This window comes from Mesorhizobium sp. M0185 (genome assembly GCF_040322175.1).
GTDB lineage: Bacteria > Pseudomonadota > Alphaproteobacteria > Rhizobiales > Rhizobiaceae > Mesorhizobium.
On the sequence record NZ_JAMYSY010000028.1, the window covers coordinates 12,545 to 33,410 of the forward strand.

Here is a 20,866-nt window from a genome sequence, read left to right on the forward strand (position 1 = left end):
CTCAGCTCACCAACACGGGGCCGTCGGCGACCTTCGACAGCAGCATCGTTCTCTGTCGTTCAATCCAGCCTTCGACCTCCGCCGGATCCCGAAGTGTCGAGCGCTCGAGCGTTACGGTTTGAACCTTGGGCTCCAGAAGTCGTGCTGCGCGTTCAATGGCCTGATTGATTCGGCCGGCAATGGCGTCGACGTCGGCCTGGCTTCCGGAAAGCGGTTTGCGGTCCAGCGTGTCGGCAAGGGCTTCATCCGTTGCCACATCCGGCCTAGGCGGCGCGGTGAGGCCGACCGCCGATTTGATGCTGTCCTGATCGGACGGCTTCAGCTTCGCCCAGATGCCATTCGTTGCCAGCGTCGCTTTCGCAGCCGTGAATGCTGCGTCGTGAGCAGCATGGCCCTTCTGGACGGCGTCGCGCAAAAGGGTGGCGAGAGCCTGACGGACAGCATTGGCTGGGTCGCCGGTTTCAAGGAGAAGACGCTGCGACCGGATCGCGTCGATCTGGTCGAGCTGCGGCTTCGCTTCAGGGATCTCTGCCGCGTGTTTTGCAAGACGGCCGACGATATCCCAGGCGGGGAGGCGCCTTGCAATGAGGTCGCGCGTTCCACTCCATGCCTTTATTCTGTCCTCCCACTCGGTCGCCTTGATCTTGATGGCGACTAACTGCTCGTTCCCGATCAGCCGTTGGACGTCGTCGATCTCGGTCACTGCAGGGGCGGCTGGGAGCGGAGCATCTCCGCCCGCGGCCTTCGCCAGCGCAATCAGCCCGGCCAGGAACTCGCCGGCGCGCACGGCCTCCTCGCCGCTCTTGCAGGACAGGCTGAGGGCTTGGAACAGTTTGCGCAGGACCAACCTATCGCCCACCGACAGTGTCGCATGCTCGAGGCGGAACTCGGCCTTGGCGATCTTGTTCTGATCGAGCTGGCCAAGAGGAACGGCCTGTCCGTTGAGCGTTGCCGTAATGTGCTGCAGCCGGTGAAGTGCGATCAGTGCGGCATCGACCGCGTCGCGCGGCCAGCCAAACGGCGACCCGCCGAGCGTTTTGCGAACGTCTGACCCAGACTTGCCGGCTCCGATCGTGGCGATCACCTGCTGGCAGACGGCATGCTTCTCGGTGGCGTCAGTATGGCCGGTCGGCTGGAAGGGATGATCTGCGCCCTCCCTGGCGCGCTTGATGACCGCTTCCCAGGCCGCAGAGTCCGCGTCCTTGAATCGCGGAAACATCCGGACTAGCGAAGCCTCTGTGGCCGTCTTGATTCGCTCATCAAGCGACGTCAGCAGCACCTCGCTCCCGCCGCCCTGAAAGACCTTGGCGTTCGCCACGACCTCCCGGATCAAACGATCGCGATCGCCCACCGCGCGCGCTCGGCGACTGTCCATGCTTTGGCGGGCTTCCTGGCCTTCTGCTGTCGTTGGATTGCCCTTGGCATCGAGTGTTTGTTGGACAGCATCGGCCTCGACGATCAGCCGTCGAACGTCCTCGGCCGACTGGCGCGGAATGAACACGAACAGGATCGGACTATCGGTGCCGGCAGAACGCGCCGCCTCCACGACATCTTTCTCGGCGCAGGACCAGCCATCGCGAATCCAGATCGGGACGCTGCTGCCATCAACCACCGGTGCGGTCTGTTCCCGATGGATCAGAAATTGTCGTGGTTCTTTCGCTGCGCCGTGCATGACGCGGACTGCGCGAACCGATTTATCGATATCGCCGTACAGAAGTTGGTCGCGCTTGAACTGGATCGCCGCATCGTCGTTGTTGAGCTTGGTTTGCCGGTTGCGGAATTCGCGGTCCCAGTCACTGCCTTCTCTGGTCTGAAGACGATACTCGTCGCCGACAGGCATCAGCATGCCCCGGTCGCTCAGCTTTTTGAGCTTGTCTTCCACCTCCGACCGCAATTTGCCGTTGTCCGCCGCCAAATCGTCGATTAGCAGATCGGCTATGTGATCCTTTGTAGCCCGAACGCCGATATCTGCGCCGGCTTCGCGCTTGAGCTTTCCGATCAGAAAGACCAGGCCGCAAATGCGCTGCGCGATCGGCCCTTCGGTTCGGCCCACCAGAATGATGCGCTCGTTGATTTCACGGAGCAGCACTCCCGTATTCACCATCTCCGGTGCGAGCGCCTCGAAAAGCTCGTCGGCGGGCACGACCGAACCGAGGGGGCGGTCGGAGACATTGGCAACCGCGTCGTGGATGATGCGCAACTGGGAGCGGAGTTGGCTGCTTGTGCCGGCCGCATCGATCTGGCGGAAACAATTCTCCCAGAACCGTCGCCGAACTGGCAGCAGCGGGTAGTCATCGACGATGATCGCACGATCCTCGATTGTCTCGCCGATGCGCGTGCCCTGAAGCTGCCGCGAGACTTCGCCCGCGTGCTTGTCGAGCAGAGCGCGCACATCCGCGACTGCTGTAGGCTTCTTTTGCAACAGCACCTTGCGAGTGACCGTCTCGACCTCGGCGTCCGACAGTGGGACGCGGATCGTGAAGCGGTCGAGCAGGTACGTCAGAAGCTGAATCTCGGTCAGCGCACTTTGACCTGCCGCGACGACCATGACGTGGCCGTCCAGTTGCTTTGAGACCGCTTCGGTCACCTCGGTGAGAAGCGACGCGCGTTGCTGCGAGTCACCGATGTACTGCTGAGCTTCGTCGAGAATGAGCAACGTGCAGGGAAGCCGGCCATCTTTGGCTCGGAGCTTCAGAGCCTCTTTTGCGACCAACAGGAATTGTTCCGTGGTGATGTCGGTGGCCTGAGGCGGAAACTGCGCTTTGAGAAGCTGTCTTGCTTCTGCTTCGCTGGCGGCGAAGTTGGCATCGCTCGCCATCACCGCACGGGCAATTGGGCCACTGACATAAAGGTTGTTGAGTTCGCGCTCAAGGGCCTTTCCGCTGCCTTCGACGGCTGCTTTCACCTTGTCGAACTGACCTTGCGAGTACAGCCACAGGCAGAAGCGGGCTTGTGGGTATTGCTCGGGAAGACCGACGGCGCGAAGCAAGATGGACAGTATTGTCAGCCGTACGTTGTCGGACGTGCCGCTGAGCAATGCGCCCGCGGCGGCGATCAGTCCGCCAGATCGCTTGCCGGCGGTGTCGAGCTCCCGAAGTAGGGCACGAAGATCATCGGGCATCGAAGGCACTAAGTTCCTGGCGGTAGAGCCGTCAGGGAAACTCGTGTCCTGCCACAAGTGGCAGAGCATCTTCAGCAAGTGTGATTTGCCGCTGCCGAAGAATCCGCTCACCCAAGCGCCGCGTTGGCTGGTCCTGCTGGAGTTATCGAGGAAGGAGCGAACGATCTTTTGAATGCCATCCGCGTACTGGCCTTCACAGACGAACGTCTCAAGTTCACCGCGCAGTTCAGCTTGTGTGCGCTCGTCGCCGCTATCGGGAATTCGAGCCTGGCCCTGGTTGACCAGAGGATGGGAAGCGGGATCGCGCTGTAGGGCGTCTTTGATTTTCATGGGGTTCCTCCTTCGCTGTGCAACGTGATCGGCACGGCGAGGTAATTCCAACCGTCTCGCGCATCGAGCAGCCGGTAGTTGTTACGTTCAAACTGACCTGGGAAAAACACGACGAGGCGCCCTCGAATATCGGCCTCTACAATCTTCAGCACTTGAGAAATTCGAGCGAATCCGAACAGGGCGCCCACACCTAGAACGGCAACAACAGTGTTAGGCGTGACATCGGATTTCTGAAGCTCTGCCCGGAGGCGTTCCGCCACGAACTCGGGAAACTCGGCATCGAGCTTGAGTTGAAGGTCCTCCGGCGATCGGAAGTATTCGTCGCGATAGTCGTCCGCCGCCATCCACTCTGCGAAAGTGCCGGAAAGGTCGATTTGACGCCAGTCGTGCCCCGCCTCGTGGGTCGCCGTTTCAAATGCAAGGACGCGTGCGCGCAATGAGCGTTCAAGCTCTTTGTCGTACACCACCATCACAACGCGCTGCGCGCCGGCAATAGTGCGCTGCCACGGAGTGGCTATATGGCGTCCATAGCGCTCGGCGAGATCTTCAATGCGCGCCATAATCATGCCTTCGCGGTGTAGGGATCGAGGCGCGACAAATTGAGCTCGACAACATCACCGGCCATTCGCAAGTCGAGCAAACCAATCCGCTTTGCATCGAGTGCGAGCTCGCGGGCCTGAGACGGGTCGCAGTCGAGCACCCTCAGCCACCCGGACGAGAAGATTTCAGCGCCTCGGAAGCCGGCGGCATGGGCGAGGTAGATGGCGAAAGTCACCGCGGTCGGTGATGGCGTCACCATTCGTCGCTTCTTAAATGTTCGACCTTCCAGGTGGCCCGATTGCGCCCAAGTGCTCGCCGCATTGCGGCACACCTTTTCCAGCGTGCTGTCGTTGAGCCGATTTCTGACGGCGGCTTGAAGCGCGCCCTTCAGTGCTTCACGCTGAAGCTCGGAATTCGCGGGCATAGTGACAATCGCTGGGCAGGTCGCGGCCAGTAGCGGGTCTCTGGCGATCGCCGCCAGAACCGCGAGAAGCGGCCGGCCATCAGCGCCTATATCCCACAGCCTGCGGAGGATCCGGAATAGGGGGATCGTGGGATCCAGACCATAGAGTTCGCCGAGCCTCTGGTTGCTGAGTCTGCGTGTGGATGCGGTTGGCTTTGACAGGCAATTGCCGTCAATGATTGCAGCCGCGTAGTCGGCCCGCCGAGCGTCCTGATTTGTCGCTTCCAGGACGCGGCTCAGCTCCTCCAACATCATCGTCCGGCTGGTGTGCGTTCCCTTCGCTCCGAATCGGAAGCCGATCGCTTCTGGATCCCGGCCGGGTCGTAAGAGCAAAGAAAAAACACCAGCTAGTTCCATCCAAATAGCCCCATCCGCCGGCAAACTTGCCGGCGCAACATGAGTGATCTTGACTCCTGCGTCAACTCATATTAGAGGATAGTCACGCCGGCAAGTTTGCCGGCGATGGCCACCGCCATCAGCGCGCGCCGAAACTAGGGCTGTTGGCTGCAATGCCATCCGCCCATCAGAAGGGCGGACCGCATGGGGGCAAAGATCGCGTTTATGCCGATTGGCGACCGCTGCGCGATGCTACACCTATGAAAAAGGTCGGGGGATCCTTCGAGCTCAGCGCGACCGACCTGGTTGGCTATCTGAACTGTCATCACCTCGCAGGCCTGGACCGCGCGGTGGCCGAGGGGTTTCTATCGAAGCCGAAGGTTTGGGACCCGCTTCTGCAGATCCTGGCGGAGCGCGGGGCGGCGCATGAGCAGAGTTATATGGAGCACCTCGCCACGGCCGGACTGGACGTCGTCCGGATCGACGGTGTTGAAGTTACGCTGGAGGCTGTTGCTGAGACGCGAGCGGCCATGCAGCGCGGCGTTCCCGTCATTGCTCAGGCAGCGCTTGCGCATCAAGGGTGGAACGGACGCGCCGATATTTTGCGCCGGGTCGAAGTGTCGAGCGCGCTGGGCGGCTGGTCCTATGAGCCGATCGACACCAAGCTTGCGCGTGAAACGAAAGCCGGAACGATCCTTCAGCTCTGTCTTTATGCCGACCTGATGGCAGCGATGCAGGGCCTACCGCCCGAGTACATGCATGTCGTTGCGCCGTGGTCCGAGTTTCAGCCGCAGCAATATCGCTTTGCCGACTACGCTGCGTATTTCCGGAAGGTGAAACGCGCGCTGCTGACGGCCATGGCCGCGCCGCCGACAGATGACACCTACCCCGATCCAGTCGAGCATTGCGATATCTGCCGTTGGCGAGAGGCTTGCGACAAGCGTCGCCGCGATGACGATCATCTCTGCCTCGTTGCCGGCATCTCGAAGGTTCAGATCAGTGAGCTGAAGGGGCGCGACATCGCGACGGTGGAAAGCTTGGCCGGCATGCCTTTGCCGCTCGAGTGGAAACCCGATCGCGGTTCGGCCGATTCCTATATCCGCATCCGCGAGCAGGCGCGCGTCGTGGTCGAGGCGCGCACGACCGGGACTGGGAAATTCGAGCTGCTGCCGGTGGAGACCGGCTTCGGGCTCACCCGTCTACCCGACCCCTCCGACGGCGATGTATTTCTCGACCTAGAAGGCGATCCGTTTGTCGGCGAACACGGTCTCGAATATCTGTTCGGCTATCTATTCAAGGACGGGCACGGTGCGCCTGTCTATGAGGGCGACTGGGCGCTCACGCGCGCTGACGAGAAGCGCGCCTTCGAGGCATTCATCGATTTCGTCATGGCACGCTGGGCGCAGTTTCCCGGCCTGCACATCTACCACTACGCCCCCTACGAGCCGGCGGCCTTGAAGCGCCTGATGGGCCGCTATGCGACGCGCGAAGAAGAACTCGACAGGATGCTGCGCGCCCGCCTCTTCGTCGATCTCTATCAAGTCGTACGCCACAGTCTCCGCGCGAGCGTCGAAAGCTATTCGATCAAGCGGTTGGAGTCCTTCTATGGCTTCGAACGCGAAACGTCTCTGACCGATGCGAATGTCGCGCTCGCTAATCTCCAGGCCAATCTCGAGCTCAGCGATGCGCCGTCGATTGCCGAAGAGACCAAGGCCGTGGTGCGCGCCTACAACGAGGATGATTGCCGTTCGGCCATGGTCTTGCGCGACTGGCTCGAAGCGCACCGGGCGAAGCTGATCGCTGACGGGACAGATGTGCCCCGCCCGCAACCTGGCGACGGCGCGCCGAACGAGAAGATCACCGACTGGCTGATCAAGATCAACGCGCTGATCGAAAGACTGACGGCTGATGTTCCGGCAGATCCCGCTGAACGGGACGAGGAGCAGCAGGCCCGCTGGATCTTGGCAAACATTGTTGATTGGCACCGCCGGGAAGAAAAGGCGGTGTGGTGGGAGTATTTCCGGCTGGCCGACCTCTCGGCCGAGGATTTGCTTGAGGAGCGCGCCGGACTCTCCGGTCTCGTCTTTGTCGGCGCGGCCGGCGGCACCGTGAAGGCGCCGATCCATCGTTACCGCTTTCCACCGCAGGAGACTGAGATTCGCGGTGGCGAGGAGCTCTGCAATCTTGGTGGCGCCAAGTTCGGCAAGGTCGAGACGATCTCGTTCGCAGACAACACTGTCGATATCAAGAAGCGCCAAGACACCGCCGGTGCCCATCCGGAGGCCGTGTTCGCCCATCGCCATGTCGGCGGCGAGGTGATGGCCCATGCGCTGGTGCGCATCGGCGACTATGTCGCCGATCACGGGGTGCGCGGTGACGGGCCCTATCAGGCTGCGCGCGACCTCCTGCTCAGAGAAAGCCCGCGCGTGGGCGGCGAACCGCTGCATCGCTCGGGAGAGACGACCGTCGAAGCGGCGGTTCGACTCTGCGCGCATCTGGCCGGCGGCGTCCTGCCCATTCAGGGCCCGCCTGGGGCGGGCAAGACCTTCACCGGCGCGCGCATGATCTGCGAGCTGGTACGCCGCGGCAAGAAGGTCGGTATCACGGCCAATAGCCATAAGGTCATTCGCAACCTGATCGATGAGACCATCAATGCGGCTGACGAGCTGGGAATCGACCTTCAATGCTGCCAAAAGGCCGATGAGACCGAGGACCTGCAGCACCGCCTCTTCTTCGCGAAGAAAAATGAGGGCCTGTTCACAGCGTTGAGCGACGGAACCGCATCCGTCGGCGGCGGTACGGCCTGGCTGTGGTCACGGCCGGACGCATTCGAAACGGTGGATGTGCTGTTCGTCGACGAGGCCGCGCAGATGTCCCTAGCCAACGTGCTCGCGGTGTCGCAGGCGGCGAAGACGGTGGTGCTGATCGGCGATCCGCAGCAGCTCGATCAGCCGATGCAGGGCAGCCATCCGGATGGCACCGACGTGTCGGCTCTCGATCATATTTTGGGCGGCGAGCGGACGATCCCTGCGGATAAGGGTCTGTTCCTCGAAGAGACCTGGCGGCTCCACCCCGCGATCTGCGCCTACACTTCCGAGCTCTTCTATGACGGCAAGCTCCGGTCGAAGGAGGGGCTCGAGAAACAGGTCATCGAGGGAGCGGGGCCGGTCAGCGAGTCCGGTCTTTATTTTCTTCCGGTCGCGCACAGCGGCAACCAGAATTGCTCGCCTGAAGAGGCGCAGGCGGTCGGTCGTCTCGTGCGGGCGATCCTCGCCGGCAACGCGACGTGGGTTGATCGCGAAGACAAAGAAAGGCCGGTCACGGTCGACGATGTCGTCATCATCACACCCTACAACGCGCAGGTCTTCGAGATTCAGCAATGCCTGCCGGGCGCACGCGTCGGCACGGTGGACAAGTTCCAGGGGCAGCAAGCGCCGATCGCGATCTATTCGACGGCGACGTCGAGCCACGCGGATGCGCCGCGCGGGATGGAATTCCTCTACAGCCTCAACCGGCTCAATGTCGCGACCTCCCGCGCCAAGTGCGTTTCGATCCTCGTCGGCTCGCCGCAGATATTCGAGGCGGAGTGCCGGACACCACGGCAGATTCAGCTGGCGAACGCCTTCTGCCGCTATCTCGAGATGGCAAAAAAATGCATTTCGTTCAGTTGAAGATTTCCTGCTTCGGCGGAGCGCGGCCGATGGGCATAGCGCAGGGCCTGTCATGCCGTTCTGGTCGGCGAACAACAGCAGTACGACAATCATCGCCGAAGTGGTGCAGGCCCTGTCCCTTTGATCATCAAACTGGTTCGGCGAAGAGCAAAACAGTGTCTAGCAAAACGGGAGTCGGTAATGGCGAACGCAGACATGCAGGTTGAGCAATTTCTTCAGGCGCTGCTGGATGAGCTCGCCATACCCGAGTCTCGGTATGAACAGGCCGAGACGCGCTACAAGTCCTTGGGTGATTGGTTCCACAGGGACGAGAGCGCGGTCCGGGGCTTCGATCCGGCTGTCTACGTGCAGGGGTCATTTCGTCTGGGAACTGCGATCCGACCGATTAACGACGCCGAAGAATATGACGTCGACTCGGTATGTGAGTTGAAGAAGCTCTCCAAAAACGACCTTACACAGTTCGACCTGAAGCAGCTCTTGGGTCGGGAGATAAAGGCCTATCACGACGCCAAGGGGATGACGAAGCCCGTCCGCGAAGGGCGACGCTGCTGGATCCTCGATTACGCAGATGGCGCCCAATTCCACATGGACGTCGTTCCGGCGCTCCCGAATGGCGCCGAGCAGAGGCTACTTCTCGAAAGGGCCAATTACGATGCTCGGTGGGCAGAGACCGGAATCGCCATTACCGATCGCGAAGAACCAACCTACACGGTTCCGACGACAAAGTGGCCGCGTTCTAATCCCAAGGGATATGCCGAGTGGTTTAAGGCCCGGATGGCGGCGGTCTTGGCCCGACGCAAAGAAATGCTCGTGGAGTCTCTGAGGCGGCGGGGTGTTACCGCAAGTGTCGAGCAATTGCCGGACTATCGCGTACGTACGCCGTTGCAGGCGGCGGTGATGCTCTTGAAGAGACATCGCGACAACATGTTCGCACGCGATCCCGATCTGAAGCCCATATCGGTCATCATCACGACCTTGGCAGGCCACGCCTATGGCGAGGAGGACACGATTGCTGGCGCGCTCTTATCGATCCTCGAGCGTATGGACCAATACATCCATCACGTTGGCAGCAAGTACGTGATTCCGAACCCGACTGACCCGTTCGAGAATTTCGCAGACAAATGGGAGAAGGAGCCAGGTAAAGCGCAGGCCTTCTCGGCTCGTATGGGAACAGCGCTGACGGACCGGGCGGTGAGGAAGATCAGCGGGAGCGGCGGCGGGCTGTTGCGTGCTGCCTCTGTTGCTCCGGCAGCGGCTGTCCCAAGCTTCGGCAACGCGCCTAGAGTACCAACGACGCCCAAGGGCTTTGCATGAGCTGGTGGATTACCAACACCTCCCGTGCCAAGTCCGAGCAAATCGCTCTCGCCCAAGTGGTGGAGCGCGCTGGATGGTTATCGAGTGTCACCTGGAGGATCGGCGAGAATCTTCAGCTGATGGTTGATTTCGACATCCAACATAACGGTGAGACCTTCGTCCTCTCGATGGCGTATCCGTCCACCTTTCCGGATACCCCACCGATGGTCCGGCCCCGGGACGCCAAACGGCTTTCCTGGCACCAGTACGGCGCCGGAGGAGAACTTTGCCTCGAATTCCGGCCTGACAACTGGGATCCCGCCATTACCGGCGCGATGATGGTCGAGAGCGCATATCGTCTCATCTCGGGCGAGAGGCCGCCAGGAGACGAAGTGGGTATTGTCCCGTCGGCTCATCAGACTTCGGTTGGCCGCGAAGTTCGCGGCGAGTTTACGAGGTTCGTGATTCCTCGCGGCGCCATTGATGCCTTCGGCGGCCTTCCCAAGTACGTTCCCATACCCATTAAGGCTTGGGACAGGCTTGAGAAACCCACTTGGGTCGCTTCGCTCGTCAGCGTCGGCGACGAAGGTTCGATCATCTGGTCGGACAGCGCTCCTCAACCTTCAGGATCATCAATAGTAAAAGGGCTTGTATTACGAACGGAACGGGAGGTCGCGCGTTTTCGGGCTGATCCGCGCAGTTTCATCGGAGCGCTGCCTGCCGAGTTTCCTGAGCTCGCCCATCGGCTTCCTGAAAATCCTTTCGATGGCTTCGTCTTGCTGGGTGAAGGCGACCTATGGACTGCTTTGAACCTCTTCGCCTACGAGGGTAGGCAGTCTGCGTTTCACTACAAAACAATAATCGCACCCGAAACGTCCGGGCGGCTTTCCTCCGACTATGCCGTGCTCGCCGAGAAACGGGTGGCGATCATCGGATGCGGTTCGGTCGGATCCAAGATGGCCGCCACGCTCGCCCGATCCGGCGTCCGACAGTTCACCCTCGTCGACGATGACGTCTTCTTCGCGGCCAATCTCGTCAGGAATGATCTAGATGCTCGGGCAATTGGTTTGCACAAGGTCGATGCCTTGACGGCGCGTCTCAAGGATATCGTAGTAGATGGTGACGTGGAATGCCGGCGTGTCGCTCTTGGCCAACAGGAGAGTGCCGGGACCACCGAATCTGTGATCGAGGAGCTTGCGCGCGCTGATCTGCTGGTTGATGCCACTGCCGATCCGCGCGCGTTCAACCTGGTGGCGGCAGTCGCACGTCGGCAGCGGAAGCCGATGGTTTGGTGCGAGGTGTTTGCCGGAGGGATCGGCGGGATTGTCGCGAGGGCGCGACCAGATGTTGATCCGACCCCAACGCATGCCCGCGGCCAAGTCCGGGCTTGGTGCGACAAGCATGGCGTGCCATGGACAGGGGCCGCCGACATTGAATATGGCGCGCAATCCGAGAATGGATCGCCGCTTGTTGCCGACGACGCCGATGTGAGCGTCATCGCCGGACACGCAGCCAGATTGGCTCTAGACGTTCTTACGCGCGAACAGAGCATTTTTCCCTCTTCCGCCTATGCGATCGGATTGACGGCTGAATGGATCTTCCAAGCGCCCTTCGATACGTGGCCGATCGACCTACGGTCAGAAGGAGAGTGGGGCGAATCCCAGGACGGCGCATCGGCAGATGATCTGAAAGACCTGTTGGCGTCCCTCTTCCCGGAGGTCGCGGCGTGATCCGGGTCGGAATTCCTGCGGACACGCGAGATCGTATGAAACAGGCTCTTCGACGTGCAGGAGCACGTGAGATCGGCGGCGTCCTTATGGGACGGCAACTGGAGGCGGTATTTTTGCGATCGTCGACTTTTCCGTGGACGAGATTTCAGGCGAGCGCGCCCACTTCGTGCGCGATGCCGAACACCATCGGCAAGCTCTGGAACGATTTTTCGATCGGACAGACCATGACTACCAGACGTTTAACTATCTGGGCGAATGGCACTCGCACCCGAGCTTCCCGCCGCGGCCGAGCGTTACCGATGTTCGCTCCATGCAAGAACTCGTCGATGGCGAAAGGCAGATCGATTTTGCCGTGCTCCTGATCGTAAAGCTGGGATTTTTCCGATGCTTCGTTGCTTGGGCGAGCCTTCATAGGCGCGGCCAGGCGCCGGAGCCCGTCGCGCTGACGACCAATTAAAGAGAACCGCGAATGAGCTGGGATACCTTCGACTTTGTGATTCGATCTGTGGTGGCCTGGTTCTTTCGCGCGCGTCATGCGGAGAGTTGGATTTTCCGCGGCGCCGTGGTCGCGCTCGTTGCAGTGCACGGCGCCAATTGGGTCTTCAAATATTCCGGTCCCGTGTGGGGCATCCCCGGATCGGTCGAGATCGGCACAGGTGGGACAATTCCCGACGGAATCCTCTGGGGCTTATCGGGCGTCTGCGCGCTCCTGATGGTCGGGTCGGCATTCTGGGCATGGAAGCGCTACGCAGACGAACAGCAGAAGCTCTCCCGGAAGAAGGTCTTCGTCATCGAGGGAAGGGGTTTGCGTGACGATGACGGCTCGCCGTTGAAGGCTGCCATTCCTAACAGCTTTGTCGGGGCGAGGATGGACTACCTCCTGGACCTGCGCCAGCGGAAGGACGGCGTTATCGTTGAACCGGACGATCTGCTCCAGCCTGTTGGTGCTATGAAGACATGGCTTCACCAGGCTCAGAGGGGAAATGACCGAATAGACCTGACAACTGTTTATGGCGGCCTGACCGCAGTTCCCTTGACCTTTTTGACGGGAGTACTTTTGGACGACGAGGGCAACGTTGTCGTCATGGATTGGGACCGAATTGGCAGTCGGTGGAAGTTGCTCGACGACGCTGACGATGGTTTGCGGTTCGATGTTTCGGGAATCGAGGAGGCGCGCGGTGCCCGTGAGGTCGTACTGGCCGTCTCGGGCTCATATATGGTGAAATCGGAAGATCTGGCGACCACCTTCACCCATCCGGTCGTTCGCATGACGCTGCCCGATTTTCAGTCGTCGCATTGGTCTCAGGCTAAGCAATCGGCTATGGCCGATCAGTTTCTCGGTGTATTGAAACAACTCGACGCGATAGGAGTCGACCGGATTCATCTCATCTTGGCCGCTCAGAACAGCGTCGTTTTCAATCTGGCCCGCCGTTACGACAAACGGAATTTGCCTAGAGTCACAGTGTATCAGTTCGAACGCGGACAGAGTCCACGATATCCATGGGGCATCGAGATGCCGGTCGCGAGCGTAGCGACCCTTCGCGTTGTGCATACAGCTAAAGCTGAGCCGCCCTTTTCGAAATGAGAACGGGGCTCGTGTCATGAGCTGGGCATACGAACCTGGGGAAGTCCTCTGCGATGAGTACGTGGTCAGGCTCCTCCTTGGACAAGGCGGGATGGGGGAGGTCTATCTCGTCGAACATGTGTCTTCGGGAGATTTGCGCGCGGCCAAGGTCATGCGGGTTCGCAGCGGCGCGACCGATGCCGATTTGGTCGGCTTTCGGCGGGAGGCGCTCTCGCTCCTGAATCTCGGCAACCATCCTATGGTCGTCCGGTTGTTCGACGTGCGGGAAGATGGGCGGGATACCGTGCTGTTGATGGAGTACGTGGCTCCCGAATCCGGCTGCACGACGCTTCAGGACTGCATCGGTAGAACCCAGGACTACAATGACCGCCTGATCGGGGCGTGGTCGGTAGAGTTCTGCGTGGGTATGGAACATGCCTTGGCTTGCAGGATGGCGGCGCACCGGGACATCAAGCCGGGAAACTTGCTGATAGGCTCCAGCCCGTTCCTAAAAATAGCGGACTTCGGCCTCGCACTGGCCGCGAGTCACCATCCGGCGGTCGTTGACGACAAGCCTAGGCGGGTATCGCAACTGCAATGGCTGAAATCCGCCGACGGTCGGCTGACGTGCGGGACGCCGGGATACATCGCCCCCGAACTGTTCGCTGGCGGCAAGGCCTCGCCGCAAAGCGACATGTTCAGCTTTGGCGTGACACTATGGCAGGTGGCCGCTCGGTCGCTGGCTTCGGCGTATGAGGTTACGTTTGACGGCGATCCCACGGAGTATCAGCGCGCGATCCTCAAGAAGGCACATGCTCACGCGGTGAGGCCGATCGACTCGCCGTATTTTGAGGTCATTCGCCGCTGCCTCGCGCCCGACCCGTTACGGCGCTATCCCGACTTCCCTTCTTTGCGCGAAGCGATCAAGAGCGCGGCAAAGGCTGCCGGTGTCTGCGCGATGGATTTCATGGTGGCCGCCGGATTTCGCGGAAGCTTTGAGGAATTCGTAACCCGGGGCCGATCCTACCTTGTCCTTGGGCGCTATGAACGGGCGCTGCGGATTCTCGATCAGGCGGTGCAGCACAAGCCGGATTCGCCGGAAGCTCTGGTGGCGCAGGGCGAGGCGCTGACCCATCGCGGTCAATTCAGACAGGCGGTGCGCGCCTATGAGTCTGCTCATCGTCTGAATCCGGACTCCGACGCGCCGTTGACGGGACTCGCCTTGGCATGGCTGGACATTGGTAATACGGCGCAGGCCCGTGCCGCGCTCGATCGCGTGCTGTCCCGTCACCCGGCCAACCTCGACGCGCAATTAATACTGGCGCGTATCATGGGTGCGGAAGGAAACAACCGGGGCGCGCTCGATGCTGTAGAAAAAGTGATCGTCGCCGACCCGCAGGACTGGCGCGCTCACGACTATCACGGGCGCGCGTTGTGGGGGCTGGGAAAGCTCGTGGATGCCGCGAAGGCCTTCGGCACATGTTTGCGAATCAATCCACTGACGCTTGACGCGCGTCTTTCGCTTGCATCGGTGCTGACCGAGCAAAAGGACCTTTCGGCAGCCGACGCCGAATATCAGCACGGGATTCGCCTGTTTAAAGACAATCCCGAAGCACTCAATAAGATTGCGGCGCACATGGCCGAACACGGCCACGCCAAGAAAGCGATAGGGCTGTTTGAGGCCATCGCTGACGCTGAGCCTGGGTCACGGTCCATCATGCTGGTGAATATCGGGAATGCCCATCTTCGTTTGGATGACAGACAATCGGCCATCGAGTCCTTTCAACAAGCGATCAAGGCCGATCCCGAAAACGCCCTGGCCTACAGCCGGCTGGGTGATATGGAGAACGAGAACGGCCGTATCGAGAAAGCGGCGGGCTATTTTGCTCGCGCCTGCACGATTGAACTCGACAATGCCAGCTATCACGCAAGTGCAGGAACGGCCTATCTGCAATTGAAGGACAATAACCGGGCCGCAACGCACCTGCGCCGTTCGGTCGAGCTGTTCCCCGAACAACCGCTTACGCTTTACAATCTTGCCGTGGCTCTGCTGTTTACCGATACCGAAGACGCTGCCATCAAGGAACTGGCCAAGGCCGTGCGTATCGACGATGGATATGCGCGGGCGTGGTATCTGAAAGCGCAGGTCGAGAAGCACCTCGGACGAACGGCGGACGCGGCGGCCTCCGCCCGCCGTGCTGCTGCGAAACTCTCCGACCTGGCCGCTCACGAGCGAGAGGCATTGCGCGCCCTGATCGGGTAACCACAATTGGAACTTGAGCACTAACTGTGACGGCGTTCTCTCCGTCGCCAAGCTCAAAGCATAGCGAACTCTCCCGACCAAATTCCGGCCGCGCGATCCGAGCTTGTTGAAGGCGCCAGCCTCAATCTGCCAAAGATGTGTAGAGTATCTGTATCGACGTGCCAGTACAGTGCCCATCGCTAGGCCACCCAAACTCTTCTCAAGGAAACGCGAGCTAGTGCACCTACGCGGATGTAAGCGGGCGAAAACGGAACGCCTCGATTGGCCATCCCTCGTACGGCCGCTGCTTGCTGTGGCCGCTTTCTCCGATCCTGCGTCGAGCGACGATGCCGAAGATAGTTCATGCCGCGATCAGCTCAGCGGGTTCGGCCGGTCTCGTAGCCTCCGCAAACAATCGTTCCATCGCGGCCTGGCGCGACGCGCGATCAAGGGCATAAGAGCTTTGCTTGAACTGCACCCCATCTAGCAGGCCTTTGATGTAGCCGGCCACGGCATCGGCCGCCATGATGAGCGCGGTATCGACCGAATGGATGTAGCGGCTCGTGACGGTGCCTTGCGCGTGGCCTAGAAGAGCCGCGACGGTCGATCCGGTGAAGCCCAGATCGTTCGCCACGCTGGCGAAGCTGTGGCGCAGCACGTGCGGCGTGATGCCTGACAGTGCCGTATCGGCAAGGATTTTGTGCCAATGCTTTGGAAAGCCGACGAGCGGCTTGCCTTCGATCGTGCCGCCAAAGACCGGACCCGCAGAGTGCTCCGGGCGACGCGCATTTAGAAGATCGACCACCGGCAGGCCGATCGGGCGTACCGAAGCGCCTTCCTTGCTGTCGGTGAGGCGCAGGCAACTATTGTTCGCGTCCACCTCTGGCCAGATCAGGTTGATGATCTCGCCGCGCCGGCATCCGGTGAGCGCGATGGCTCGCGCCATCTCGGCGGCGGTCGCAAGCTGATCGTCCTGCGCCGCCTTTCGAATGAGCTTGCCAAGTAGGCGATACTCGTCCTCTGAGAGACGCCGCGTGCGCTTCCGGTCGGCGGCCTTGCGGATGCCGTGAGCTGGATTGACGTCGATGATCCCATTCTCGCGCGCATAGGTGAGGATGGCGCCGAGCAGTCCGACGGTGCGCGTGCCCGTGCCGATGCCGCCACGCACGATCGAACGGCCGCGCTTTTTTGTCGTCTCATCGGCTTTGGTCTTGCCTGATGCGACGTCGCGCATGAAACGTGTCACGTCTGCGGCGGTGATGTCTTTCACGCGCCGCGTGCCGAGCAGCGGAATGATGTGACGCCGGATGCGCCCTTCATCGGTGTAGATGGTGGATGCCTTTTTCGGGCGGCGCTTCTTGCCGAGTATCAGGCCGTTCTTCGCGTCCTCGAGATAGCGCTCGCACAGCTCCTTGACGGTGATGGCCTTGTGATCAAGCTCCCGCTCTTCGGCCGGGTTGTCGCCTTGCGCGATGCGGCCGAGCAGGATGCGCGCCTGCACGCGGGCGGTGTCCGGTGTCCAGACTCCGTGCGCGCCGATCGTGAAGCGTCGCGTGCGGCCTTTGGCGCGATACTGCACCAGGTAGCTTCGCTTGCCCGACTTGAAGACGCGCAGCCCAAAGCCGGGCAGTTCATCGTCCCAGATGAAATAGTCTTTCTCGCCGGCCTCGGCTTGATCGACGGTACGCTTGCTTAGCTTCGCCACGTGACATACTCCGGCGGCTGTGCCGCTTTCCGTTGGACCGCTTCCGCGGAAGCTCCGCGGAAGCACCCAGGCGGAAATTTGGGGTCGTCACAGGATACTGGCTTCGGCGCGCTTATCCAGAAAAGATCAATAGCTACAGTGCTTTAGCGTGTTCTAGCGTGCAAAAAGAAACCGTAGCGAAAACCGTCTTTTCGGGCTCCGAAGGCAGAGGTCACAGGTTCGAATCCTGTCGGGTCGCTCAATGGGCGCCTCCCGCGTCCGGCTAGCCAACGGCCTCCTGCTTATTGTAGAGCGCGCTCCGCAACGGTCACTCCGTCCGCGACTCTGTCGCTCGGGTGCAGAACAACACGATCGCCAGCGGCTAGTCCCGACAGAACCTCCGCCGTGCGATTGTTTCGCTGACCGACCTTTATGATCGTCGCCGCTGCACGACCCTCCCTGACCGCGAACATAGCCCAGTCGTTCCCTAGTCGGAACAGGGCGCTCACCGGCACGGTCAGGACCCCTTCGGCCTTCCAAATCGTGACATGCACGATCACCCGATAATCGTGTCCCAGCGCTGACCATTTCGCGGGAGGGTCGGTGAAGTCGATGGTCGTGCGGACGCGTTGTTCCTCGATGCCAAGTGCGGAAACCTTGGTGAAGCCCGTTGGATCAACGCGGGAGACGCGGCCCCGGAGGGGTGGTCCACCCCAGCTGTCGATCATGACGGGTGCGCCAGGCTTGATCCGGACGGCATCGGTCGACAGCAGATCTGCGACCATTTCGAGATCGAGCGGGTTACCGATTTCGATCAGCGGCGCACCGGCTTGGACTACCCCTTCGCTCTCCTGAATGATCTTCAGGACGCTGCCTGTGACGGGGGCGCGCAACTGTATGCAGCAGGCGGGATCTGGCTCCGGCGCGGTTCCCGACTGCTCACCAAGCCGGACTGCAACGCTGTCACGTTCGTTTCGGCGGACCTCCAGCTGAGCCTTCGCACTGGCCAGCGCTGCTTCGTTGGTTTCGACATCGAACTTGGCTCCGTCGAGGGCTTTGATAGAGATTGCCTCGGTGCGCGCAAGCGCTTCGGCCCGCCCGAGCTCCGTTCGCGAAAATGCAAGCGCGGCCTCGATCCGGCGTATTTCTGCTGCCGCCAGGTTCACAGCCGCATCGGCCGCAGCCAGCGCCGCCCGCAGCTCCCCATGCGTGCGTGCATCGTGAAAGCTCGGCAACGTCGGTTGCATCACCGCCATGACCGTTTCGTCCTTTGTGACCTGATCCCCGATATGGCGAGGCGGGGAGATGCGCAGGACCTTGCCGGCGATGGGGGCAGACACCGTATAGACGTGACGCACACGCGTCTTTGCCTCGTCGTCGATCGTAACTTCCATGGGGCCCCTCGTCAGTGTTGCCAGATCGACTGCAATCGGCCGCGGCCATGCGAACCAGACGGCGCCGGCGCCCAAGATGGTCAACGCTGCAATGCTCAACGTTCGCTTCATCCAGATCGTGTGCATGGTTCAATCCCGTGTCTTGAGAACGGTGACAAGGTCCAGCTCGTTGAGCCTTCGGCGAACGACGAGCGCGGAAAGCACGGCCGCGGCGATCACGATCGCGCTGGCGAAAACGTAGGTGGACTGCTCGACGATCAGGCGCACCCGCATCAATTCGCCGGCAAGGTTCTTCTGCATGATCCAGGCAAGGCCATAGCCGATGAGCCATCCAGGCGGCTGCGCGGTCAGTGTGAGCAGGGCGAGTTCGAGCAGCAGGATGCGCAACACTTCTCCCCGGGTGAAGCCAAGGACGCGCAAGCTGGCCAACTCCCGCGCCCGTTCGGAAAGCGAAATCCGGGCGCTGTTGTAGACGACACCGAACGCGATGACGGCAGCCAGCCCGGTGTAGATGCTGGCCATTGTCGTGATCAGCAAGGCAACCAGTTTGCGGAAATTCGCAAGCGACACACGCTGCAGAGCCAGGCCGCCGACAACCGGCATGTCCTTGATGGCGGCATAAAACGTTTCCCGGCTGTTCTGGTCGAGGCTGACATTGATGCTGTTCACCGACGGCGCTTCGCGCATCAGGCGCGCGAGCGTCTCTGAATCCATCATTCCACGGATGCCGAAGAAATCTTCGACCAAGGCTGCCACAGGAACGACAACGGTCCGCCGCGTTCCTTCGAGCAAGTCGACCTCGACGGAATCGCCGACCCTCACCCCGAGAATTCTAGCAAGCATGCTCGAAATCGCCAGGCCCGCTTCCGGCAGGACGACCGGCCGCAGGTCGACATCAATGATGCGGTTGAGATCGGCGTCACGCGGCCTGCCGCTGATCATGATCCGTCGCTCGACGTTCCCATTCCTTATGCGGACGGGCACCTCACGGTAAGGCTCGGCCGCGAGAACGCCCGGAAGCCGTGCGATCTGCAGCGCGACGTCCAGCGGGCGTTTTTCCACGAAACTCACGGTGGCGTCCTGTCGATCGGCTAGGAAATACGTCACGTCGATGAGCTGCTCCATCGCATCGCCGGTGAAAAGTGAAACGATCAAGATGGCTGTCGCCAATGCAATTCCAAGCGTCGTGAACAACGATCTGACCGGATGGCGAGTGATGTTGCGCAACATCATCGTGGTTGGCTGCGAAATGAACCTGTCGACTTTGAAGCTCGCAGGCAGCAGTCGCCGATAGCGCGGAGGCGCGGGCGATTGCATCGCGACGGCAGGCGCTAATCGCACGACCTCGCGAAGCGCGCGCACCGCCCCGATGATTGCAGCGACCAGACTAAGTGCGACGGCAATGACGTAGAGGTCCGGGCTCTTGGTGAAGACGAGGAACGGAAAATGGAAAAAGTCGCCGAACAGATTGGTGATGCGCATCCCCAGCCAAGTGCCCGCTGCACTGCCGATCACAATGCCGATCATCACGATGACGATGACGAATTTGAGGTAGTGCGTGACGATGCTGGCGTTGTTGTATCCCAGCGCCTTCATGAGCCCGATCTGCTCTCGCTCCAGAGCAACGAGCCGGCTGAGGGTGAGATTGACCAGAAATGCCGACACCAAAAGGAAAATCGGTGGCAGCGTTCGGCTCATGTTGTTGAGCATATCGAGTTCGTGGTTCAGCCAAGCGTGCGAAGTCTGGTCCTTCCGGCCATAGGCCGCTCGGCCGCCATAGCGCTCGAGCATCGCGTCGAGGCGCATCATGACCTCGCTCTCGGACGCGCCACGCAGCAACTTCAACGAAACGGACGAGAACGCATCATCAAGGTCATACGCGCTGGCGAGCGCTTTCTCCGACATCCAGATGAGGCCGAAGCGGCGGTCGTCCGGCATGACGTCGCCTGGCCCGACCGCGTAGATAAACTCGGGAGACAGCGCGATCCCGACAATCGTCAATTCGCGCTTTCGGCCATTCAATATTGCCGAGAAGCGGGCCCCGGGCTGAAAGCCGTGGGACAAGGCAAAGCCTTCGTTCACGACGACCTCTTCGGCTCGTCCAGGCTCTGGCATGCGGCCAACGCGCATGTAGAGCAGGTTGAGCGAAGCGTCATCGCTCTGCGGCAGGGAGATGACTTCGCCCGTGGCCGGCTCCAGATAGTCCGGTATGTCGAGCAGCACGAGCTTGGCTATTCGCGCGTCGACCGAAGCGACGCCGGGAATCTCTGCAATCTTGTCGACAAGTGTCCTTGGCGCTCGGCTCACCGTGGCGAAGACGTCAGCAAACCGGTAGCGTTCGTAATATGCGGTGCGGGTCTCGTCGAGGGATCGGTAGGATCCGACCGCGAGGATGAGCGTCGCCACGCCTCCGGCAATGACGAGTGCAATCGCCATCGCCTGCGCCCAGAGCCGGGCGAAGTCGCGAAGAAGCTTGATATCCAGCGCGCGCATGCGGA

The 20,866-nt window shown here is 61.0% G+C and carries 12 protein-coding genes; 6 read left to right on the forward strand and 6 right to left on the reverse strand.

Annotated features, from left to right (window positions below; translation table 11 throughout):
* Position 1 precedes the first annotated feature (1 nt).
* From brxC to NKJ20_RS21050, 3 genes are read right to left on the reverse strand one after another with little or no spacing between them, the layout of a single operon-like run.
* On the reverse strand, positions 2-3,451 hold the full coding sequence (brxC, locus tag NKJ20_RS21040) for a BREX system P-loop protein BrxC (protein ID WP_352746571.1): 3,450 nt from the start codon (positions 3,449-3,451) through the stop codon (positions 2-4).
* On the reverse strand, positions 3,448-4,011 hold the full coding sequence (locus NKJ20_RS21045; RefSeq protein WP_352746573.1) for a BREX protein BrxB domain-containing protein: 564 nt from the start codon (positions 4,009-4,011) through the stop codon (positions 3,448-3,450). Before NKJ20_RS21045 ends, brxC begins: the two co-directional genes overlap by 4 nt.
* Positions 4,012-4,013: 2 nt before the next feature.
* Complete coding sequence (locus tag NKJ20_RS21050) at positions 4,014-4,811, reverse strand: hypothetical protein (protein WP_352746575.1); 798 nt, start codon at positions 4,809-4,811, stop codon at positions 4,014-4,016.
* 239 nt (positions 4,812-5,050) lie between these two features.
* On the opposite strand from NKJ20_RS21050, the gene NKJ20_RS21055 reads away from it, so the two are divergent.
* From NKJ20_RS21055 to NKJ20_RS21080, 6 genes are all read left to right on the forward strand, one after another.
* Positions 5,051-8,461: a TM0106 family RecB-like putative nuclease gene (locus NKJ20_RS21055; protein ID WP_352746578.1), complete on the forward strand. Its 3,411-nt coding sequence runs from the start codon at positions 5,051-5,053 to the stop codon at positions 8,459-8,461.
* A 180-nt stretch (positions 8,462-8,641) separates the two neighbouring features.
* Entirely contained in the window at positions 8,642-9,775 is a 1,134-nt protein-coding gene (locus NKJ20_RS21060) for a nucleotidyltransferase domain-containing protein (RefSeq protein WP_352746580.1), read from the forward strand.
* Positions 9,772-11,484: a ThiF family adenylyltransferase gene (locus NKJ20_RS21065; protein ID WP_352746582.1), complete on the forward strand. Its 1,713-nt coding sequence runs from the start codon at positions 9,772-9,774 to the stop codon at positions 11,482-11,484. Before NKJ20_RS21060 ends, NKJ20_RS21065 begins: the two co-directional genes overlap by 4 nt.
* A 133-nt stretch (positions 11,485-11,617) precedes the next feature.
* Positions 11,618-11,941 (forward strand): Mov34/MPN/PAD-1 family protein, encoded by a 324-nt coding sequence (locus NKJ20_RS21070; protein WP_352746585.1) that lies wholly within the window; start codon positions 11,618-11,620, stop codon positions 11,939-11,941.
* A 12-nt stretch (positions 11,942-11,953) separates the two neighbouring features.
* On the forward strand, positions 11,954-13,069 hold the full coding sequence (locus NKJ20_RS21075) for an SAVED domain-containing protein (RefSeq protein ID WP_352746588.1): 1,116 nt from the start codon (positions 11,954-11,956) through the stop codon (positions 13,067-13,069).
* A gap of 16 nt (positions 13,070-13,085) precedes the next feature.
* The gene (locus tag NKJ20_RS21080) at positions 13,086-15,311 is read left to right on the forward strand and encodes a tetratricopeptide repeat protein (RefSeq protein WP_352746591.1); all 2,226 of its coding nucleotides are present in this window, start codon (positions 13,086-13,088) and stop codon (positions 15,309-15,311) included.
* A 340-nt stretch (positions 15,312-15,651) separates the two neighbouring features.
* Here NKJ20_RS21080 and NKJ20_RS21085 read toward each other — a convergent pair whose 3' ends face one another.
* The 3 genes from NKJ20_RS21085 to NKJ20_RS21095 all read right to left on the reverse strand — a co-directional run bounded on the left by NKJ20_RS21085 (position 15,652) and on the right by NKJ20_RS21095 (position 20,861).
* Positions 15,652-16,995 (reverse strand): tyrosine-type recombinase/integrase, encoded by a 1,344-nt coding sequence (locus tag NKJ20_RS21085; RefSeq protein ID WP_352746594.1) that lies wholly within the window; start codon positions 16,993-16,995, stop codon positions 15,652-15,654.
* Between the two features lie 281 nt (positions 16,996-17,276).
* Positions 17,277-18,494 carry an efflux RND transporter periplasmic adaptor subunit gene (locus NKJ20_RS21090; RefSeq protein ID WP_352746596.1) on the reverse strand — a complete coding sequence of 406 codons (1,218 nt, stop codon included), beginning with the start codon at positions 18,492-18,494 and terminating at the stop codon, positions 17,277-17,279.
* Between the two features lie 3 nt (positions 18,495-18,497).
* Positions 18,498-20,861, reverse strand: coding sequence for an ABC transporter permease (locus NKJ20_RS21095; RefSeq protein ID WP_352746599.1), 2,364 nt, complete (start codon positions 20,859-20,861; stop codon positions 18,498-18,500).
* Positions 20,862-20,866: the final 5 nt, after the last annotated feature.

What these genes read in the sequence shown, in the direction of transcription:
- NKJ20_RS21050 (WP_352746575.1), bottom strand. Translation starts at nt 4,811, where the DNA reads ATGGAACTAGCTGGTGTTTTTTCTTTGCTCTTACGACCCGGCCGGGAT.
- NKJ20_RS21065 (WP_352746582.1), top strand. Translation starts at nt 9,772, where the DNA reads ATGAGCTGGTGGATTACCAACACCTCCCGTGCCAAGTCCGAGCAAATC.
- NKJ20_RS21080 (WP_352746591.1), top strand. Translation starts at nt 13,086, where the DNA reads ATGAGCTGGGCATACGAACCTGGGGAAGTCCTCTGCGATGAGTACGTG.
- NKJ20_RS21095 (WP_352746599.1), bottom strand. Translation starts at nt 20,861, where the DNA reads ATGCGCGCGCTGGATATCAAGCTTCTTCGCGACTTCGCCCGGCTCTGG.
- NKJ20_RS21045 (WP_352746573.1), bottom strand. Translation starts at nt 4,011, where the DNA reads ATGGCGCGCATTGAAGATCTCGCCGAGCGCTATGGACGCCATATAGCC.
- NKJ20_RS21090 (WP_352746596.1), bottom strand. Translation starts at nt 18,494, where the DNA reads ATGCACACGATCTGGATGAAGCGAACGTTGAGCATTGCAGCGTTGACC.
- NKJ20_RS21075 (WP_352746588.1), top strand. Translation starts at nt 11,954, where the DNA reads ATGAGCTGGGATACCTTCGACTTTGTGATTCGATCTGTGGTGGCCTGG.
- brxC (WP_352746571.1), bottom strand. Translation starts at nt 3,451, where the DNA reads ATGAAAATCAAAGACGCCCTACAGCGCGATCCCGCTTCCCATCCTCTG.
- NKJ20_RS21060 (WP_352746580.1), top strand. Translation starts at nt 8,642, where the DNA reads ATGGCGAACGCAGACATGCAGGTTGAGCAATTTCTTCAGGCGCTGCTG.
- NKJ20_RS21055 (WP_352746578.1), top strand. Translation starts at nt 5,051, where the DNA reads ATGAAAAAGGTCGGGGGATCCTTCGAGCTCAGCGCGACCGACCTGGTT.